The sequence below is a fragment of the Seminibacterium arietis genome (assembly GCF_042675725.1).
GTDB lineage: Bacteria > Pseudomonadota > Gammaproteobacteria > Enterobacterales > Pasteurellaceae > Seminibacterium > Seminibacterium arietis.
The window spans coordinates 225,099-243,081 of sequence record NZ_JBHTJN010000008.1 but is presented as its reverse complement, the minus strand read 5'-3'; the positions used below and the strand labels follow the sequence as shown (position 1 = coordinate 243,081).

Below are 17,983 nucleotides of genomic sequence, written 5' to 3'. Positions count from 1 at the left end.
TTTTATTTGATTGGGTGTTGTATGGGCGTGCGTCGTGATAGTAGTAAAAATAATAAGTGGTTGGCGGAGTTTTATCTTGACGGTAAACGTGTTCGGCGGTGGTTTGATACTAAGACGGCTGCAACGGCTTTTTTTAATGAGGGGAAGAAAGGTCTGATTGAGAAAAGTGCGGTTGAACCTGTGAGCCGTTTGCGGTTGTCTGAATTGATTAATGAATGGTATTTTTTGCACGGTCAGTATTTAGCTAGAGGGCGTTATATTTTTAGGCGGTTGAAAGCGATTGCGGTTGAATGTGGCGATCCGTTGGCTGCTAAATTTTCGGCGTCTCTGTTTGTTGAGTATCGTGCGAAGCGGTTAGCACAGATTAATGTTAATACGGCTAATTTGGAGTTGAGGCTGTTGAAGTCGGTGTTTAATACGTTGATTCGGTTTGATAAGTGGGATGTTAATCCGTTGGCTAAGTTGCGAAAATTGAAAACTAAGGAGCTTGAGGTGCGGTTTTTGAATGATGATGAAATTGAGCGGTTGCTGTTTGCTTGTGCGGAAATTTCACTTGATTTGTTAATGGCGGTGAAATTGGCGTTATCTACTGGAGCAAGGTGGGGCGAGATTGAGGGATTGACGGCGGATCGTGTGTTGCCTTGTAAAGTGGTGTTTTCAAAAACGAAAAGCGGTAAAAATAGGGCGGTGCCAATTTCGGCAGAATTGTATGATGAGCTTTCGGCGTTGTTAGGCGGTGGCGGTTTGGTGTTCCCTGATGTTTCTCGGCATCAATTTGCAAGTGCGGTTAAAAACGCTGGTATTAAATTGCGTGATAATCAGAGTACTCACGTTTTGCGACATACGTTTGCCAGTCATTTTATGATAAACGGTGGCAATATTTTAGTTCTGCGTGATATTTTGGGTCATTCGTCTGTCAATATGACGATGATTTATGCTCATTTTGCCCCTGACCATTTGGAGACGGCAACGGCGTTCAATCCGCTTGCTAAATCTTCTCAAATTAACCCAATTTAGTATTTTTTAGTGGCTGTTTAGTGGCTGTTTTTTCTTGTTGGCTTGTGCTTGTTTTGTCTTTTCTGTTTTTGTAATCCGTTGTTTTACCTCGTTTTGTTCTGTTTGTTTTGTGGTTTGGGTGGTGTGGGAGTTCTTAAAATAACAAGTAGTGGGGATTTTGAAACCAATAATGTGTTTAATATTAATAGAGATAGCTTTATCTATCTAAAACAGCTTCTTAAAACAAGTATATATGTAAGTGGTAGTATCGTTAGACCGTTTATTGCGGTTGTAAAGTGCCTGACGGAACTTGAGTTTTTAAGTTATGACGAGTTTACTTATTTTGTTCCGCTAATTAGAGATGACGAAAGTGCAAAACAAATCATATCGGATATTAAATTATATCGAGAAGGTAAAATTTTGCCGGAAGAAATAATTTATAAGAGGCTTATGCAAATGGATAACTATAAACTTGCACAAGAAGAATTTATAGCCTCTGATGTTGATGAAAATCTAATATGTTTAGTGGGAATGAATCGTAAAAGCAGAAGCTATGACAAGCCGTACTATAAATTATATGAGAATTTAAAGAAGGTATTTCTTGATGGCGAAAGTGTTTATGAATCACTATTAAATTCTGCAAAGAATATAAATCAAAAACCTGGAACATTGTGGAGAAGTTTACTATTTAAAACAACCAATATTGGTGTTGTAAGAAAAAATGGGAAGTCTTCAATTAATAAGCTATGCCCATTTATAAACTGTAAAAATGAGACAGAACTAAAAGAAGTTTTTTTCAAATATTTACATGTTTTTAAAGCAATGGCGACTTTATCTGATTATTTTGATTTAAATAGAAGATATTTTAATATTACAGATACTCTAATTTTTGAAGATCGTATGATTAAGTTGGATATGATTCCAAAGTATTATTTTAAAGAAATTATTGATGTTCTGTATACAGAAACTTTTAGTAGAGATAATAATCTCAGGACTGATACCCCACTTGAAACTATATCAGAAGCATTCAAGTTAGATATTAGCAAAGTATATGCAGCTTTAAGTAAAGATTTAGGAATTACAATTAAGAGTCCGGAACAAGCTGCAACTTATGTAAATGATGAACGATACAGAAGATTTAACACTTTGATTGATAAGAAATTTAACGATTCTGTGCTTATAGAGTTACTAAATTGTTTTGAGAAACGTGATGATAAAAGGATTGAAGAACTTGTTACAGATGAGGCTGCAATACCAACTATCTTTGAATATATTTTGGGAATAATATGGTATAAAGTAAGTGAAAGACAAGGGAATATTTTGGACTTCATGAAGTTATCATTAGAAGCTAATTTATTGCCTAAGACACATGCAGCTGGAGGTTATGCAGACATTATATATGAATATGAAGCGTGTACCTCTTATCCAAAACATTCATTATTGCTTGAAGCAACCCTTGCAGATGGAAATAATCAAAGAAGAATGGAAATGGAGCCTGTTTCAAGACATTTAGGAGATTATAGGATTAGATTTAATAATCCGTTTGATTACAGCCTATTTGTAAGCACATACTTAGATAAAAATGTAATCTCAGATTTTAGATATAGAAAGATAATTCCATACACCAGAGATGAAGAAACTATTACAGGTATGAAGATTATTTCAATGGACACAGATTCTCTTAAGAAAATAATTGAAAATAAGGTTAAGTATAAGTATCTGTATGAAGTGTTTGATAAATACCATGAAATGCCGTTAGAGACTTTAGATTGGCATGATGGGATGATAAAAGAGGCTACGGGAGAGTATAAGGCATAATATTTATAGTTTTAGGAGGAATAAAGGTGGCAAAGATTAGTTTTGAAAAAATTGAAAATGAAGATATTTTTGTATCAGATTATAAAAGGCTAACTAGAAATAATGAAATAGATTTTTCCAGAGAAGGAATTTCTGTAATTTATGGTCCTAATGGAACTGGTAAAACAAGTTTAGTAAAGGTTTTATCATCCGAAAAGGGAACAAAAGTAAAGTATACTTATGATGGGAAGGAGTATACGGATGGTTCTCAATTTTTTGTGATTAACGATCAAAATAACAGAAATATCATACAAGGGGAAACGAAAGATTTTTTATTAGGAGATGACATAAAAAAAGAATTTGAATTACAGGAATATATAGCAAATGAGTATAATAGACTTTGCACTGAAAGTATTTCTATCTTAAAAAGTAATTACAGTGTATCTTCAAGCAGTAGTAAATCGATAGATTGCTTTTCTGAATGGACAAGTATTCAAAATATAATTAAAGATTTAATGAACAACAGAACTAAAGGCTCTAAAACTGGCGTGGATACTTATATTTTGGAATTGGACAAGCATACTCAAATAACCATTCCTGACTATGAACAGGCCAAGCTAGATTATATCATTTCTGATTTATCAGAAAAGAATCCCCTTATTACTGAAATTGAAACGATAGATACAAGTAAGTTAGCTAATAATTCTCACATTAAGGAAATAGAGGAGAATACAGAAGCCATAAAGATACTTTCACGTTTCAGTTACAAAGACCAGTGTATAGTTTGTGATTCAAATGGAATTGATTCTGAAGATTTATTAAATAAAAAATCCAAAAATAAGGAAGAAATTATAAAGACATTAGATGTAAAGACTAAAAAAATTGTTGAAAAGATAATTGCTAATATAAGTGAAAAAGATCCGTTTAGAATAAAGGATATTATGCTAGGTGCAATTGAAACAGGGAATTTGAGTGATGTTTTGTTACTTAAAGAGTCGATTAAAGAATATAAGAATATATTTGCGAACAAGGTAATAAGGGAATTGGTACAACTTTATAAATCTTCTGAGATAAAGATAAAAAATGAAGAATATAAAAAATTGATAAATCAGAAGCCAGATATTACAGAGGAAGATTTTTTATATATTGAGCAGATTATCAGTAACAATATGAGTAAGAAGCTGCAGATAATTAGAGATGATAAGAAGAATATAAAAATTGTTTTAGAGAATAAGGCTTTTCTTGGGATTAACAGAGAAGAATTGCCATTAAGTTCAGGAGAACAAAATTTTCTATCGTTAACATTTGAATTTTTGAAAGCAAAAAACTCTGACAAACCAATTATAATACTAGATGATCCTATTTCTAGCTTTGATTCTATTTATAAAAATAAAATAGCTTATGCAATAGTTAAGATATTACAGAATAAGAAAAGGGTTATTTTAACTCATAATGTAGATCTATTAAGACTTTTAGATGGACAATTTAAAAAATGCTTTAAGTTATTTTTATTCAATAACACAGAGAATGAAGAAAATGGGTTTATAGCATTAAATTCTGATGAACGTGATATGCTTATTAACCTTGATGAGTTGTTAAAAACATTTAGAGAAAAGATTTATGAACATATAAAAGATGTAGAATTATTTTTGATTTCGTTAATTCCTTTTATGAGAGGATATTCAACAATTATTAATAATAATGATATTAAAGAAAATCTAACTCAATTAATGCATGGATATAAAACAAATACAGTTGATATAGCAGAGTGTTATATAAAGTTATTCGGGAACAAGAATAATATAATTCCTAATAATTATAAAGTGAATGTTGATGATATGTTGAATAAAACTGTTGATGGAAAGGAAATTGTTGATAAAGAGAAATATCCATTATTAAATCGTACGCTAGTACATTCATTTACTTATTTGTTTTTAAGATTATTGATAGAGAAAAAATTAGTGTCGAAGTATAACATAGATACTGAAAGTAAGAATGGAGCTAAACAACTTGGACAGATAATTTCAAAAGCTTTTCCTGAAAATAGTAAAAATAGTGATGATATAAAAAATAGAGTTTTTCTTACAACAAAGAAAACTTTGTTGAATGAATTTAATCATTTTGAGGGGAATATGAGTATTTTCCAGCCGGCAATTGACATTACTGATCATATGTTGGGAAAGGAGAAAACAGATATTTTAGCTTTTGTAAACAAATTATAGATCTTTGACTTTATGCTTGCAATATGCTTGCAAAAAATCAGATAAACAGAAATAAAACGGATAATAAGGCTAAAGCTGATAACAAAAGCCTTGATTTTATGGCATTTATACAAAATAATATCAATGGACATATCGAGTGGGAGTAAAAATTAGCTGTTTCAGCTCATTTCTAATTATTTCAAATTTCATTTAAAGCCTTGATTATCAAGGCTTTATTTGTTTCTAGGCTTTTCTCTATTTTTCTAGGTAGTTCATTTCCCTGACGGTATTGGAGAATGTTATGCTAACTGATAGTAAAATCAAATCTTTAAAATCGAAAGATAAGCTCTAATAAGTACCCGATAGAGACGGATTGTATGTTGTTGTTTCAACTACTGGCACGGTAATGTTTCGTTATGATTATCGTATCAATGGACGTAGAGAAACTTTATCTATTGGTAAATATGGTGGTGACGGCTTCACGTTATCTGAAGCACGAGAAAAACTTAATGAAGCAAGAAAGCTTGTGAGCGAAGGAATTTCTCCTGCTAGCGAAAAGCGAAAATTTAAAAATTCTATTCAGAATGCAGAACGTTTTGAAGACTTTGCCATACGCTATATTGCTGAAACTGATTTTGCAGAAAGCACAAGAGACCTACGAAAGGCTACTATTGCCTATGGGAAAAAACCATTAACTAGAAAAGAAAGAGTGGATAGAGTTAAAAAGAAAGATTTCTTTAATAAATATTCTAAAGACGCCCAAAAAGTTTTAGAAATACTTTTAGATAAGTATATGAATAAAGGAATTACAGAAGTAGAGGATATTAAAGTCCTTTCTCTTTCGGAGTTTTCTGATTTTGGGAAACCTTCAAAAATTGTTAGTTTATTTGGGGGCAAAGAAGAATATTTTACAGCAATAAGAAAATTAGAATTGAATTTATATTATGATATAGGGGTATGTTAGTATGGCAATGCAGTCAGGATTTATAAAAAGAATAAGAGATATTATGAGAATGGACGCCGGTATTAATGGCGATGCTCAAAGAATAGAGCAAATGGTTTGGATGCTATTTTTAAAAGTCTATGATACAAAAGAAGATGATTGGGAATTAAATGAAGATAATTACGAATCAATTATTCCAGAAGATTTAAGATGGAGAAACTGGGCAAAAAAAGATGAAAATGGCCACGCAAAGACAGGTGATGAACTTTTAAATTTTATCAATAATACTTTATTTCCAGTTTTAAAAGGAAATGATATAAAAGAAGGAGATAAAATTATCTATAAAGGTATAAGTGTAAATCCTAATACTCCAATTAAAAAAAGTATTGTAAAAGATACCTTTGAAGATGCAAACAACTACATGAAAGACGGTGTCTATCTTCGTCAAGTTATAGATATTATTGATGAAATAGAATTTGATGATGTAAAAGAAAGCCATGCTTTTGGATTTGTTTATGAAGAAATATTAAGAGAACTTCAATCAGCAGGATCTGCTGGTGAATTTTATACACCAAGAGCAGTTATACAATTCATGGCACAGATGATAAAACCAAAACTTGGTGAAAAAATGGCGGACTTTGCTTGTGGAACAGGAGGTTTTATTACATCTTATCTTAATGAGCTTTCTAAACAAGTAACAGATATTTCAGAACAAAGAATGTTTGATGATAGTATTTACGGAATAGAAAAAAAGCCATTTCCATATCTTCTTTGTGTAACAAATATGCTCTTACATGATATTGAAGTGCCTAATATTTATCATACAAACTCTTTAAAAAATAATTTGCTAGACTATACAGAAGATGATAAATTTGATGTTATCCTAATGAACCCTCCTTACGGTGGAAAAGAAGATAAATCAATTCAAGGCTTTTTCCCATTTCAAGCAAATACAAGAAGAAAAACAACGACTGATTAAAGAAAGCAAAATCAAAAAACAAAAACCACTGCTGGAAATAAAAGAAGATGAAATTCCTTTTGAAATACCTAAGAACTGGAAATAGTGTAGGTTGGGGGAGATAACTAGGTTAGTAAATGGAGATAGAGGAAAAAATTATCCATCTAAAGATAAATTAACACCAATAGGAGATATTCCATTTATCAGTGCTATTAATATTAAGGATAATACTATTACAAAAGATAATCTTTTATATCTATCACAACATCAATATGACTTATTAAGAGATGGTAAATTAAAAAAAAATGATTTAGTTGTCTGCATAAGAGGATCTTTAGGTAAAAATTGTATCTATCCATTTGAAACAGGAGCTATAGCGTCATCGCTTGTAATAATAAAAATTTTTATAAATGAAAACATAATTATTAATTATATTTCAGTTTATTTTGATACTAGTTTATTTAAATTAGATATAAATAAATATAATAACGGATCAGTTCAGCCTAATTTAGGTGCTAGAGATTTAATGAAATTTTTAATCCCCCTCCCACCCCTAGAGGAACAAAAAAGAATTGTCGCTAAAATCGAGGAACTTTTACCACTTGTTGAAGATTATGCTGCATTTTATAACGAACTTGAAAAACTAAATGCAAAATTTCCAGAAGATATAAAAAAATCAATTTTACAATACGCCATACAAGGAAAACTAGTAGAGCAAAGAAAAGAAGAAGGAAGTGCAGAGAAGCTTTTCAATCAAATACAAGAAGAAAAACAAAGACTCATTAAAGAAGGTAAAATCAAAAAACAAAAACCACTGCCGGAAATTAAAGAAGATGAAATACCATTTGAAATACCTAAGACTTGGAAGTGGTGTAGGCTGGGTAATTTAATAAATCATATAATGGGGAAAACTCCTCCTAGATCTGAATTTAAATGGTGGGGAGAAGATATGCCTTGGGTATCAATATCTGATATGAAAGATTATGGAGAGATAAATTATACAAAAGAAAGTGTGTGTCAAGAAGCAGTAGATGAAAAATTTATTAATGTTTCAAAAAAAGGAACTCTTCTTATGAGTTTTAAACTTACAGTTGGGAGAACATCTATTTTAAATATAGATGCAGTGCATAATGAAGCAATCATATCTATATACCCATACATTGATAAAAATTATTCTTTAAGAAATTATTTATTTTATATTTTACCGCTTATAACACAATGGGGAGATAGTAAGAAAGCTATTAAAGGGAATACATTAAATAGTAGTAGTATTTCTAGTTTATTAATCCCCCCCCCACCACTAGAGGAACAAAAAAGAATAGTTGCTAAAATAGAAGAACTTTTACCACTTTGCGAAGAGCTTAAAATTTAATTTATATTGAGGAGATATTGATGAGTGATATAAAATTAGATTTAACAAAAACTAGAATATTTGGACAAGATGAGTTGATAATCGATAAAAAATTAACTTTTATCTTTGGGAAAAATGGGACAGGTAAATCTACATTGACTTCTTTATTTAAATCTCAAATGAAAGAATCTCAAATGAAAGATTTTGATGTTAGTTGTTTTCAAGGTTTTGATGATATTTTAGGAGAAGATGAAAAACTAAATGCAGTTGTATTAGGTGAAGAAAACAATGAAATAAATAACCAAATAAAATCTTTAGAAGATCAAATCAGTGAAAAAGTAAAAGAAATTAAAAAACTTGAAAAAGAAACTCAAAAATCAGAAGAGAAACCTAACAACCTATGGCAAGAAGTAGAGAATAGTAAAAATTATTATCAAGAACAAACAAATAAGATTAATAATTTTTGTACTAAAGCAGCTAGTAAAATAAAAAATATAACTAATCCTCAAGTAGCATCAACAAATTACAATATTAATAATTTTAAAGATGAAATAGGTAAAGCTAAAAGTCTTACAAATGAGGAAATTAAAAGTCGTGAAACACTTATAAAAACAGATGTAAAAACTGCTACAAGAATTTCTTATAAAGAAATAGAGCTAAATCATTTATTAGATTTTACAAATACTTTATTATTAAAAAAAGTAGAAGAACAAGTAATAATTCCAGAATTTTTAGGGAATCCTTTAAAAAGAGATTTTGCAGAGCAAGGATTAAAAATACATGCTATTAATAATAACTGTGCTTTTTGTGGAAATGCCGTTTCAAAAGAAAGATATGAAAAACTAAAAAGATATTTTTCTGCTGATGATGTAGATAAATTTAAAAAAGAAATAAACTCACATATTAATATTTTAAATAATACTATTAACAATATTAAGGAAGTTCACTTAAGTACTAGTGATTTTTATCCAGAATATTTGGTTGAAGTTAATCAAGTTATAGTAAGTTTTAACAGCAAAAAAGAAGAAGTTCTTAAATTTCTAAATACTCTAAAAGAGGCAACGGATAATAAGTCAAAATATTTATTTGAAGAATGTAAGACTGTAGGAATAACGATCCCTCACCAATTTAAAGAGGAAGTTGATAAGTATAATGGACTTGTAGATAAAAATAATATTAGCGATTTAAAAACAAAGCAAAAACAGGCTAGAGATGAACTTAGATATAATGAAATAAAAAAATATATAGATTCATTTAAATATAATGAAGAGGTTTCGGAGAGAGATAAATTAGAGGGGGAATATTCTGCTAAAAATAGTGAGCTTGAAAAAAAGAAATTGATAATATCAAAAAAGAAATACAAGACTTAGAAACTAATATATCAAGTTTGCAATCAGGAACAAAAAATGAAAAAATTCTAGCTGATAAAATAAATGGCAAACTAAAGCTTTATGTTAATTTTACTTTAGAACATATAAATGAAGATAACCAGGGTCATTATAAGGTTAGATGCAAAAATACGAAAGAAATTAGAAAAATTACTGAATTGTCATTGGGAGAAAAAAATATTATTGCCTTTTTATACTTTATTTTAAAACTTGATGAAGTAAATAATAAAAATTTAAATAATAAAATTATTATTTTTGATGACCCAATGACTTCAAATGATGATACTATGCAATATTTAATTATTGAGGAATTAAATAATTTAGTTAAACGCCTAAAAGATCAAGACAAATTATTGATAATGACCCACAATAATCACTTTTACTTAAATGTTAAATATCCATATGATAGTTATAAAAAACATACATTTTATAGATTAGTATCAAATGGGGTAAAGATCGAAATAAAAAAATTGACAGATAAAAAGGAAGATTTTAAAACTAATTATGAAGCTTTATGGAAAGAACTAGAGTTTCTTTATGATAGTGCTCCTTGTGAAACCATGCTACTTAATCCAATTCGTAGAATTATAGAAACTTTTACTAAATTTAACTCTATTCCTGCAGAAAATAAAAACAAGATGTTAGGCAGTGTTGAAGGAGCAGTAAAACTATTTAATGTTAATTCTCACTCAATAGAAGACTTAGAAGCAGACTTAGGCGGAATAGATAAGGTTAAAATTATTAATATAATGAAAGAATGTTTCATTAAAATGAATGCGGTAGAGCATTTTAATAATTATTGGACTAAGGAATCCACAGTTTAGTAAAATTTTCATCCTAATTTAACTGGAACTGGGACTGGAACGGGTAAAAAAACTTAAAAACAACCCTAAATTAAAAGAATTTACCCATACTCAAAAAACTAAAAGCCTTTATTTTGAACGCTTTTTCACGCATTGAACAGTTGAAAAAGAAGAGTGGGAGTAGCAGTAACAGTAACAGTAACAGTAACTAATACGATACTGTTATAAAACAGTTGAAAATAGTGAGTTTCAGTGATGTTATTTTGATACTAAAAAGTCCTATAAAGTATGCTTAAAAGGGAATTGTTGAATTTAGATAAATTGTTTAGGAAGCCTTCCATCGTTTTGGTGGGAGGCTTTTGTCGAAATAGTGGAGGATAGATTATTGATAGTAAAATTATTTGAATAAAAAATTGGGGGAAATAACAAATGGCATTAATTCAAAATAAATTAAAAATAACTAAATTAAAAGATTTGCTTAATATAAATTGTAGAAGTGTTTATTGAGATTTAACTTTGCTTTTAGCCTTTAAATTATTTTATTTTTTATGGAGAGTAACAATGCAGAAAATTCAACGTATTCAAGCCAATGGTCGCTTATCTGAAGTGAGTATTTATCAAAATATTGCGTATTTTGCGGGGCAAGTGGCAGAAAATACGCAAGTTGATGCGTATTTTCAGAGTAAAGAAGTGTTGGCGTTAATTGATAAATTATTAGCAGAAATTGGTTCGCACAAAAGCCGAATTTTGAATGCTCAAATTTTTCTTGCCGATATGCAAGATTACGATTTGATGAATCAGGCGTGGGATGAATGGGTTGATTCTAATCAACCGCCAAGCCGTGCTACAGTAGAAGCGAAACTTGCTAATCCTGATTGGAAAGTAGAAATTGTGATTACTGCGGTGGTGTAATTAATTCTAATTCTAATAGCAATGGATTATGATCGGAGCTAGTAGTTTCTATTGTCGTTGCTTGATTAACTTGAAATCCTCTGACAAATACCCAGTCAAGAGGATTATTACTGAATCGTAACCGCACATCAGGTGAGTAGGAAACTTCTTGTAGTCCTTGCTCGCTAGCAAGTTGTTTTAATAATGTTAGTCGTTTTTTATTCCATGCATTAAAATCACCCGCTAAAATAATTGGGCCTTGATGATGGGAAATCAAATTCATCATTGTTGCTAATTGTTGCGAGTAATGTTTTGGATTCAATTCAAAATTGACTAAATGTAAATTGATCGCCATTAAGGTTTGCCCATTTGCTAAAGGAAAAATCATTGCACTACCTACTTTAGGAATGCGAATCCAAGGCTCAATGGAAGCACCAGAGCAGTAAAGTTGGGGAACAAATTTTGCTAATTGTAGTACACCTGATTGTTGCCCTAGATAAGAAAAAGCGGACACATAAAGTGAGGTAAAAAATTCAGATGAAAACATACTCGGGAGTTTTTGTTTATCGCTTACTTCTTGTAAAAACAGTAAATCCCGTTTTTGTGAAAAATCTTTTAATGCCAATTGCCAATCTTGATCCTGTCCTTTATGCAAATTCCAGACTAAAAGACGGAAAGTTGTTTGATCAATTAGTGGAATTTGTCCTTCGTGGCGAAAACATTGTAACCCTGAAAAGTGGTTTTCTGCTTGATAAGATTGTTCGTTAGAAGTGATAAAACGAATTTTAGGTGGATCATAGATCTCAATGGTGAAAAATAAGCCTATTATCGCTAATAATAGGAGTAATAAGCCAATAAAAATTGTTTTTGTAAACTTATTCCATTTGTTCATTGATGATTTATTTCCAAAAGTGATAACTGCAATTAAACACTATTTATCGATTCGCATTTTTCATAATACGATTTTTAGTGAGTTTCCATTCTCTTTCTTTGATGTCTTCTCGTTTGTCGTGTTGTTTTTTCCCTTTTGCTAATCCGATTTTAATTTTTGCCCATGCCCCTTTCCAATACAGAGAAAGTGCTACAATAGTGTAGCCGTCGCGGTTAGCTTTGCCGAATAAAGAAGACAATTCTTTTTGGTTTAATAGCAATTTACGAGTGCGAGTGGGGTCACAAATAATGTGAGTAGAAGCAACGCTTAAAGGTTGGATAGTTGCACCGAATAAATAGGCTTCCCCTTGCTTGAAAATAATATAGCTATCGCTGATGTTTGCTTTACCTGCTCGCATGGATTTTACTTCCCAACCTTGCAATGAAAGACCTGCTTCAATTTCTTCTTCGATAAAATAGTCATGTCTTGCTCGTTTGTTTAAAGCGATAGTATTTGATGTAGGTTTTAATTTTTTCTTTGCCATAAATAATCTTAGAATGTTGCTGGAGTTCCGTCTATTTTACTCAATATCGATATAGATAGCAAAACGACAAAATCAATAAAACTTCTTGCCTTTATCATTGTTGTTGCTCAAAATGTGCGGTAAGTTTTTCTGAAATTTAGGTTGGAATAAGATGAAATATAAAAATTTGCGAGAGTTTTTGAACTTATTAGAACAACAAGGCGAGTTAAAGCGAATTTCTCAGCAAATTGATCCTTATTTGGAAATGACGGAAATTGCCGACCGCACTTTGCGATTAGGTGGACCTGCGTTGTTATTTGAGAATCCAAAAGGTTTTGATATTCCTGTGTTATGCAATTTATTCGGCACACCAAAACGAGTTGCGATGGGAATGGGGCAGCATGATGTATCTGCCTTGCGAGAAGTGGGTAAATTGCTTGCTTTTTTGAAAGAACCAGAACCGCCAAAAGGCTTTAAAGATTTATGGTCAACATTACCTCAGTTTAAGCAAGTGCTAAATATGCCAACTAAAGTGTTAAGTAAAGCCGATTGTCAACAAGTGTTGTGGCAAGGAGATGAAGTTGATTTATACAAATTACCTATTATGCATTGCTGGCAAGGCGATGTTGCACCGTTAGTGACTTGGGGATTGACTATTACAAAAGGACCACATAAAAAACGGCAAAATTTAGGCATTTATCGGCAACAATTAATTGCTAAAAATAAATTAATTATGCGGTGGTTATCGCATCGTGGTGGTGCATTAGATTTTCAAGAATGGAAGCAACAAAATCCAGATCAACCTTTTCCTGTATCTGTAGCATTAGGTGCAGATCCTGCTACGATTTTAGCTGCGGTAACTCCTATTCCCGATAGTTTGTCGGAATACGCTTTTGCAGGGTTGCTGAGGGGACACAAATCAGAGGTTGTGAAATCGATTAGTAATGATTTAGATGTTCCAGCAGGGGCAGAAATTGTGTTGGAAGGCTATATTGATCCTAATGAGACCGCACTCGAAGGACCTTATGGGGATCATACAGGCTATTATAATGAGCAAGAGTATTTTCCTGTATTTACGGTTACTCATATAACAATGCGAAAAGAGCCGATTTATCATTCTACTTATACAGGCAGACCGCCTGATGAACCAGCTGTATTAGGTGAAGCGTTAAATGAAGTTTTTATTCCTATTTTGCAAAAACAATTTCCTGAAATTGTCGATTTTTATTTACCGCCTGAAGGCTGTTCTTACCGTTTAGCTGTGGTCACAATTAAAAAACAATATGCAGGGCATGCTAAACGAGTAATGATGGGCGTGTGGTCGTTTTTGCGTCAATTTATGTACACTAAGTTTGTCATTGTGTGTGATGATGATATTAATGCACGAGATTGGCAAGACGTAATTTGGGCAATTACCACTCGTAGTGATCCCGCCAGAGATTGTACTATTATTGAAAACACCCCAATTGATTACTTAGATTTTGCCTCGCCTGTTGCAGGTTTAGGTTCAAAAATGGGGATCGACGCTACCAATAAATGGCAAGGAGAAACGCAACGAGAATGGGGTGTGCCAATTAAAAAAGATCCGAAAGTAGTGAAAAGGATTGATGAAATTTGGCAAAGTTTGGGGATTTTTGATTAAATAAAAATCACCAAATGAATAAAGTGCGGTAAGTTTTTTATAGAATTTTTATTATTTGCTATTTTAGTAATCACAAATTTGTTAAAAACTTACCGCACTTTTAAGTTGCTTAACGTGGTGATTAGGCTTGATTAACTTGTTTTAATGACTTATGTTGTATTTTTATTTTTTTGCCTTTTGCCTGAAAATATTCACCAAGTTGGCGAGCAATGTAAACAGAGCGGTGTTTTCCACCTGTGCAACCAATTGCAATCGTCAGATAACTGCGATTATTTTGTTCAAGCATGGGTAACCATGTTTCGATGTAATGGCGTGTTAGATAAATAAAATGATTAACTTCGGGATATTTGCTAAGAAAATCGGCGACGGGCTGATCTAATCCTGTTAGTGGACGTAAGTTTGGCACCCAATGAGGATTTGGCAGAAAACGCACATCAAAGACATAGTCTGCATCAAGCGGCAGTCCATGTTTGAAACCAAAAGATTGAATTACGATATTTAGTTCTTTTTTTCCTTGACCAAGTAGAAAACGGCGAAGAGATTCAGCGAGTTCATGTGTGGATAATTGAGTGGTATCTATAGTGAGGTCAGCATGTTGAACAAGAGGTTCTAAGTAGTTGCTTTCTGCTTTAATCGCTTCCTCTAAGGATAGATTCTGCATTGAAAGAGGGTGTAAGCGTCGAGAATCACTATAGCGTCTGATTAAGGTGGTGCTATCAGTGTCTAGGAAAATAATTTTAATCTGATGTTGTTGACGAAGTTGGGCAAGCAATGATTCTAAAACAGCAGGATTATTGGGAAGATTACGAATATCAATACTAATTGCAACAGAAGATTGATTCGGTGCTAATATATCAGCAAAGTGCGGTAGTAAATCAATGGGTAAATTATCTACACAATAATAACCAATATCTTCTAAGGCTCGTAATGCTACAGACTTACCTGCTCCTGAACGTCCGCTGATAATGATAATCTCCATAGTTGCTCCTTTAATTATGGTTATTTTTTATGAGTAATTAAAAATCAGAGAAGAACTGTCGTTTTATTGTTAAGTGCTATTTGCTATTCAGTCAATTTTAATTCTGCGATTTCTTCTGATTGCTCTAGTACTTCTTCTTCTTTTTCGTTTTTGACTTCACTTTCTTCCTCGCTTTGATTATGCAAATCAGCATATTCAAAAATTTGCCAAATTTCCTCCGCACTTTGTGCTGCTCTAAGTTGTTTGCAGAGTGTTTTATCTGTTAATTTTTCTGCTAATTGAGGAAGTACAGATTGCGAAAAAGTTGTACAAACTTCACTAGGAACTAATAAAGCGAACACAAGATCAACTTCTCGTTTATCAGCCGCATCATAATCGACAGGATTACTCAATTGTAAAAAAACAGCTATAGGGCTGTCACCATCAATTAACCTGCCTTTTGGCATTGCTATTCCGTTTCCTAAACCTGAATTGCCCAATTTTTCACGGCTAAATAAAGAATGGAAGCAACATTCGCAGTCTAATTCTTGATCTTCTAATTCAGGTGCAATAATTCGTCCAATTACTTCAAAAACATGTTTTTTACTGGAGCAAATCAATCCTTGACGGATATTTTCAAGTGTCAGTAGTTCGGTAAATTTCATCACAATATCTATTGGTTATAGCTTAAATTGTTCGCCTAGATAAACTTGTTTTACTTGTTGATTATTCATCACCTCTAATGGTGTACCACTAGCAATCATTTTGCCTGAACTTACTATATAAGCACGCTGGCATACATCTAGCGTTTCACGTACGTTATGATCAGTGATAAGTACTCCCAGCCCTCTATCTCGTAGATCCATGATGATTTTTTTGATGTCGATCACTGAAATAGGATCAACACCAGCAAAAGGTTCATCAAGTAAAATAAATTTTGGATTGGCTGCTAAAGCTCGAGCGATTTCAACACGGCGTCTTTCTCCACCAGATAAAGATTGCCCTAGATTATTTCGAATATGCTCAATATTGAATTCTTCGATTAATTGATCCGCTTTTTCACATCGTTGTCGATGATTTAGATCTTTGCGAATTTCTAATACTGCCATTAAATTATCATAAACAGTTAGGCGTCTAAAAATGGAAGCTTCTTGTGGTAAATAACCAATTCCACGTTGAGCTCGTTTGTGCATAGGTAATAAGCTAATGTCTTCATCATCAATGCGAATTTTTCCTTGATCGTGACGTACTAAGCCGACAACCATATAGAAAGTTGTAGTTTTTCCAGCTCCATTTGGACCAAGTAAACCTACAATTTCATTGGCGTTGACTTGTAGGCTTACATCTGAAACCACTTGACGATTTTTATAACTTTTGGCTAGATTTTCAGCATATAAAATAGACATAAATGAGCAATCCTATTTTTTGTTATGATTATTTAATTGACTTGGAATAAGCACAGTTTTTACTCGAGATTTTCCATTGCTAGTTGCTTTAAGTTGTTGTTTTTTTACATCATAAGTAATGACGTTAGCACTAATTTTGCTATCAGCTTGTTTAAGTTGTGCATTTCCAGTTAAAGTGAGAAATTCAGTTCCTAAATTATAATGAACTTTATTTGCTCTACCTTCTACAGGTTTGCCATTATCTAATAATTGAGAAAAAACAACAGGTTTGCCGAAAGCTTCTACAGTTTCTTTCTGATTATTCTTTTTTTGGTTTGTTGAATTTTCAGATGGGCGAATAATGATTACTTTATCTGCTTTAATTAAAATAGAACCTTGTGTAATCACAACATTATCATTGAACATAACACGATTGTGTTCAATATCTAATGACTGTTTGTCTGATTCAATATTAATTGGTTGCTGAGTATCATTTTTTAGTGCGTTTGCAGAAAATGACAAGCTAATCAATGTGGAGAGTAATAATAGTCTATTTAATTTCATAATGTGTTTTCACTTGTTCTTTCAGTGTAGCAATCTGTTTTTGTAGGTTACCGACTAGTTTTGAGCCAGTTGAGTTGAAATTTAATCCACTGATAGTTGCCGTAGTATCTGAGCTAATATCTTGTGTTTTTAAATTTACTACCGCACTTTGAGTTGCCAATTTCTGTAGGCGAGAATGAGGTAAAAGATTTTCTGCCACTACATTCCCTTCTAAGTACAGCATGTCGTTTTGTGTGATTTTAGCCTTATCTGCACTAATTTTCCAACTTTGATTGCCAAGTTTTTCGTCTTCTAAGTCAAAAAGGTACACTACAGGATAAGTAAACTCAGTGTGTTTATCTGAATGGAAATAGGCGACTTTATCTGCTTGAGCTGCATACTGTTTTTTCCCAGTAGGTGAATAAATTAGCGTTTTCATACGTTGTCCAACGTATTCGGGAGCATCTTGAGATTTGATCAAATAGCTTAAGTTTTTATCATCTTTTTTATTGAGCTGGTAAAACCAAGTGGATAGTACTAGCACAACAAGTAATAAAATGATGTTCAAACGGATGTTCATAGACCTAAAATCGTTTTTTTCAATAAAAATTGGCAAGCATTATAACATAAAAAATTTGTATGTTCAGGAATTGCAAAAATGAAAGTGCGGTGAGAAATTAGCATGAAAAAGACGATTTTGAACATTTGCAGTAAAATATGGTCAGAGAGTTAT

16 protein-coding genes and 2 pseudogenes are annotated in these 17,983 nt (G+C 32.0%); 11 read left to right on the top strand and 7 right to left on the bottom strand.

The window, feature by feature from the left end:
* Positions 1–21: 21 nt before the first annotated feature.
* From ACFQ02_RS03745 to ACFQ02_RS03705, 10 genes and pseudogenes are all read left to right on the top strand, one after another.
* A complete protein-coding gene (locus tag ACFQ02_RS03745; protein WP_380819504.1) occupies positions 22–1,017 on the top strand; it encodes a phage integrase in 996 nt (331 codons plus the stop codon).
* A gap of 123 nt (positions 1,018–1,140) precedes the next feature.
* Entirely contained in the window at positions 1,141–2,814 is a 1,674-nt protein-coding gene (locus ACFQ02_RS03740) for an AlwI family type II restriction endonuclease (protein WP_380819501.1), read from the top strand.
* 26 nt (positions 2,815–2,840) lie between these two features.
* On the top strand, positions 2,841–5,015 hold the full coding sequence (locus ACFQ02_RS03735) for an AAA family ATPase (protein ID WP_380819500.1): 2,175 nt from the start codon (positions 2,841–2,843) through the stop codon (positions 5,013–5,015).
* Between the two features lie 385 nt (positions 5,016–5,400).
* On the top strand, positions 5,401–5,958 hold the full coding sequence (locus tag ACFQ02_RS03730) for an Arm DNA-binding domain-containing protein (RefSeq protein WP_380819498.1): 558 nt from the start codon (positions 5,401–5,403) through the stop codon (positions 5,956–5,958).
* A gap of 1 nt (position 5,959) precedes the next feature.
* A complete protein-coding gene (locus ACFQ02_RS03725; protein ID WP_380819496.1) occupies positions 5,960–6,916 on the top strand; it encodes a class I SAM-dependent DNA methyltransferase in 957 nt (318 codons plus the stop codon).
* Positions 6,917–7,007: 91 nt separating this feature from the next.
* A pseudogene (locus ACFQ02_RS09305) lies at positions 7,008–7,478 on the top strand (restriction endonuclease subunit S); the annotation flags it as partial.
* Positions 7,467–8,255, top strand: a pseudogene (locus tag ACFQ02_RS09300) (restriction endonuclease subunit S); the annotation flags it as partial. The pseudogenes ACFQ02_RS09305 and ACFQ02_RS09300, both read left to right, overlap by 12 nt.
* 32 nt (positions 8,256–8,287) lie before the next feature.
* Positions 8,288–9,616: an AAA family ATPase gene (locus ACFQ02_RS03715; protein WP_380819491.1), complete on the top strand. Its 1,329-nt coding sequence runs from the start codon at positions 8,288–8,290 to the stop codon at positions 9,614–9,616.
* Complete coding sequence (locus ACFQ02_RS03710; protein WP_380819590.1) at positions 9,583–10,458, top strand: AAA family ATPase; 876 nt, start codon at positions 9,583–9,585, stop codon at positions 10,456–10,458. Before ACFQ02_RS03715 ends, ACFQ02_RS03710 begins: the two co-directional genes overlap by 34 nt.
* 540 nt (positions 10,459–10,998) lie before the next feature.
* Positions 10,999–11,349: a RidA family protein gene (locus ACFQ02_RS03705; RefSeq protein WP_380819489.1), complete on the top strand. Its 351-nt coding sequence runs from the start codon at positions 10,999–11,001 to the stop codon at positions 11,347–11,349.
* Here the strand turns inward: ACFQ02_RS03705 and ACFQ02_RS03700 are convergent.
* Together ACFQ02_RS03700 and smpB are read right to left on the bottom strand one after the other, a co-directional pair.
* Positions 11,333–12,220 (bottom strand): endonuclease/exonuclease/phosphatase family protein, encoded by an 888-nt coding sequence (locus tag ACFQ02_RS03700; RefSeq protein ID WP_380819486.1) that lies wholly within the window; start codon positions 12,218–12,220, stop codon positions 11,333–11,335. The genes ACFQ02_RS03705 and ACFQ02_RS03700 overlap by 17 nt on opposite strands.
* 43 nt (positions 12,221–12,263) lie before the next feature.
* Positions 12,264–12,743: an SsrA-binding protein SmpB gene (gene smpB / locus ACFQ02_RS03695; RefSeq protein WP_380819484.1), complete on the bottom strand. Its 480-nt coding sequence runs from the start codon at positions 12,741–12,743 to the stop codon at positions 12,264–12,266.
* Positions 12,744–12,894: 151 nt separating this feature from the next.
* Here smpB and ubiD point away from each other — a divergent pair, with 151 nt between their 5' ends.
* On the top strand, positions 12,895–14,364 hold the full coding sequence (ubiD, locus tag ACFQ02_RS03690; RefSeq protein ID WP_380819482.1) for a 4-hydroxy-3-polyprenylbenzoate decarboxylase: 1,470 nt from the start codon (positions 12,895–12,897) through the stop codon (positions 14,362–14,364).
* A 121-nt stretch (positions 14,365–14,485) separates the two neighbouring features.
* On the opposite strand, the gene rapZ is transcribed toward ubiD, so the two are convergent.
* From rapZ to lptC, 5 genes are all read right to left on the bottom strand, one after another.
* A complete protein-coding gene (rapZ, locus tag ACFQ02_RS03685) occupies positions 14,486–15,343 on the bottom strand; it encodes an RNase adapter RapZ (protein ID WP_380819480.1) in 858 nt (285 codons plus the stop codon).
* Between the two features lie 83 nt (positions 15,344–15,426).
* On the bottom strand, positions 15,427–15,987 hold the full coding sequence (gene ptsN, locus ACFQ02_RS03680) for a PTS IIA-like nitrogen regulatory protein PtsN (RefSeq protein WP_380819478.1): 561 nt from the start codon (positions 15,985–15,987) through the stop codon (positions 15,427–15,429).
* A 15-nt stretch (positions 15,988–16,002) separates the two neighbouring features.
* The gene (lptB, locus tag ACFQ02_RS03675) at positions 16,003–16,728 is read right to left on the bottom strand and encodes an LPS export ABC transporter ATP-binding protein (RefSeq protein WP_380819476.1); all 726 of its coding nucleotides are present in this window, start codon (positions 16,726–16,728) and stop codon (positions 16,003–16,005) included.
* Between the two features lie 12 nt (positions 16,729–16,740).
* A complete protein-coding gene (lptA, locus tag ACFQ02_RS03670; protein ID WP_380819474.1) occupies positions 16,741–17,271 on the bottom strand; it encodes a lipopolysaccharide transport periplasmic protein LptA in 531 nt (176 codons plus the stop codon).
* Complete coding sequence (gene lptC / locus ACFQ02_RS03665) at positions 17,258–17,830, bottom strand: LPS export ABC transporter periplasmic protein LptC (RefSeq protein ID WP_380819472.1); 573 nt, start codon at positions 17,828–17,830, stop codon at positions 17,258–17,260. Before lptC ends, lptA begins: the two co-directional genes overlap by 14 nt.
* Between the last annotated feature and the right edge of the window lie 153 nt (positions 17,831–17,983).

Bases quoted from the DNA above. Each gene is read 5' to 3' on its own strand.
- lptA (WP_380819474.1), bottom strand. From the start codon at position 17,271: ATGAAATTAAATAGACTATTATTACTCTCCACATTGATTAGCTTGTCA.
- ACFQ02_RS03745 (WP_380819504.1), top strand. From the start codon at position 22: ATGGGCGTGCGTCGTGATAGTAGTAAAAATAATAAGTGGTTGGCGGAG.
- ACFQ02_RS03700 (WP_380819486.1), bottom strand. From the start codon at position 12,220: ATGAACAAATGGAATAAGTTTACAAAAACAATTTTTATTGGCTTATTA.
- ACFQ02_RS03725 (WP_380819496.1), top strand. From the start codon at position 5,960: ATGGCAATGCAGTCAGGATTTATAAAAAGAATAAGAGATATTATGAGA.
- smpB (WP_380819484.1), bottom strand. From the start codon at position 12,743: ATGGCAAAGAAAAAATTAAAACCTACATCAAATACTATCGCTTTAAAC.
- ubiD (WP_380819482.1), top strand. From the start codon at position 12,895: ATGAAATATAAAAATTTGCGAGAGTTTTTGAACTTATTAGAACAACAA.
- lptB (WP_380819476.1), bottom strand. From the start codon at position 16,728: ATGTCTATTTTATATGCTGAAAATCTAGCCAAAAGTTATAAAAATCGT.
- ACFQ02_RS03705 (WP_380819489.1), top strand. From the start codon at position 10,999: ATGCAGAAAATTCAACGTATTCAAGCCAATGGTCGCTTATCTGAAGTG.
- rapZ (WP_380819480.1), bottom strand. From the start codon at position 15,343: ATGGAGATTATCATTATCAGCGGACGTTCAGGAGCAGGTAAGTCTGTA.
- ACFQ02_RS03715 (WP_380819491.1), top strand. From the start codon at position 8,288: ATGAGTGATATAAAATTAGATTTAACAAAAACTAGAATATTTGGACAA.
- ptsN (WP_380819478.1), bottom strand. From the start codon at position 15,987: ATGAAATTTACCGAACTACTGACACTTGAAAATATCCGTCAAGGATTG.
- ACFQ02_RS03730 (WP_380819498.1), top strand. From the start codon at position 5,401: ATGTTTCGTTATGATTATCGTATCAATGGACGTAGAGAAACTTTATCT.
- lptC (WP_380819472.1), bottom strand. From the start codon at position 17,830: ATGAACATCCGTTTGAACATCATTTTATTACTTGTTGTGCTAGTACTA.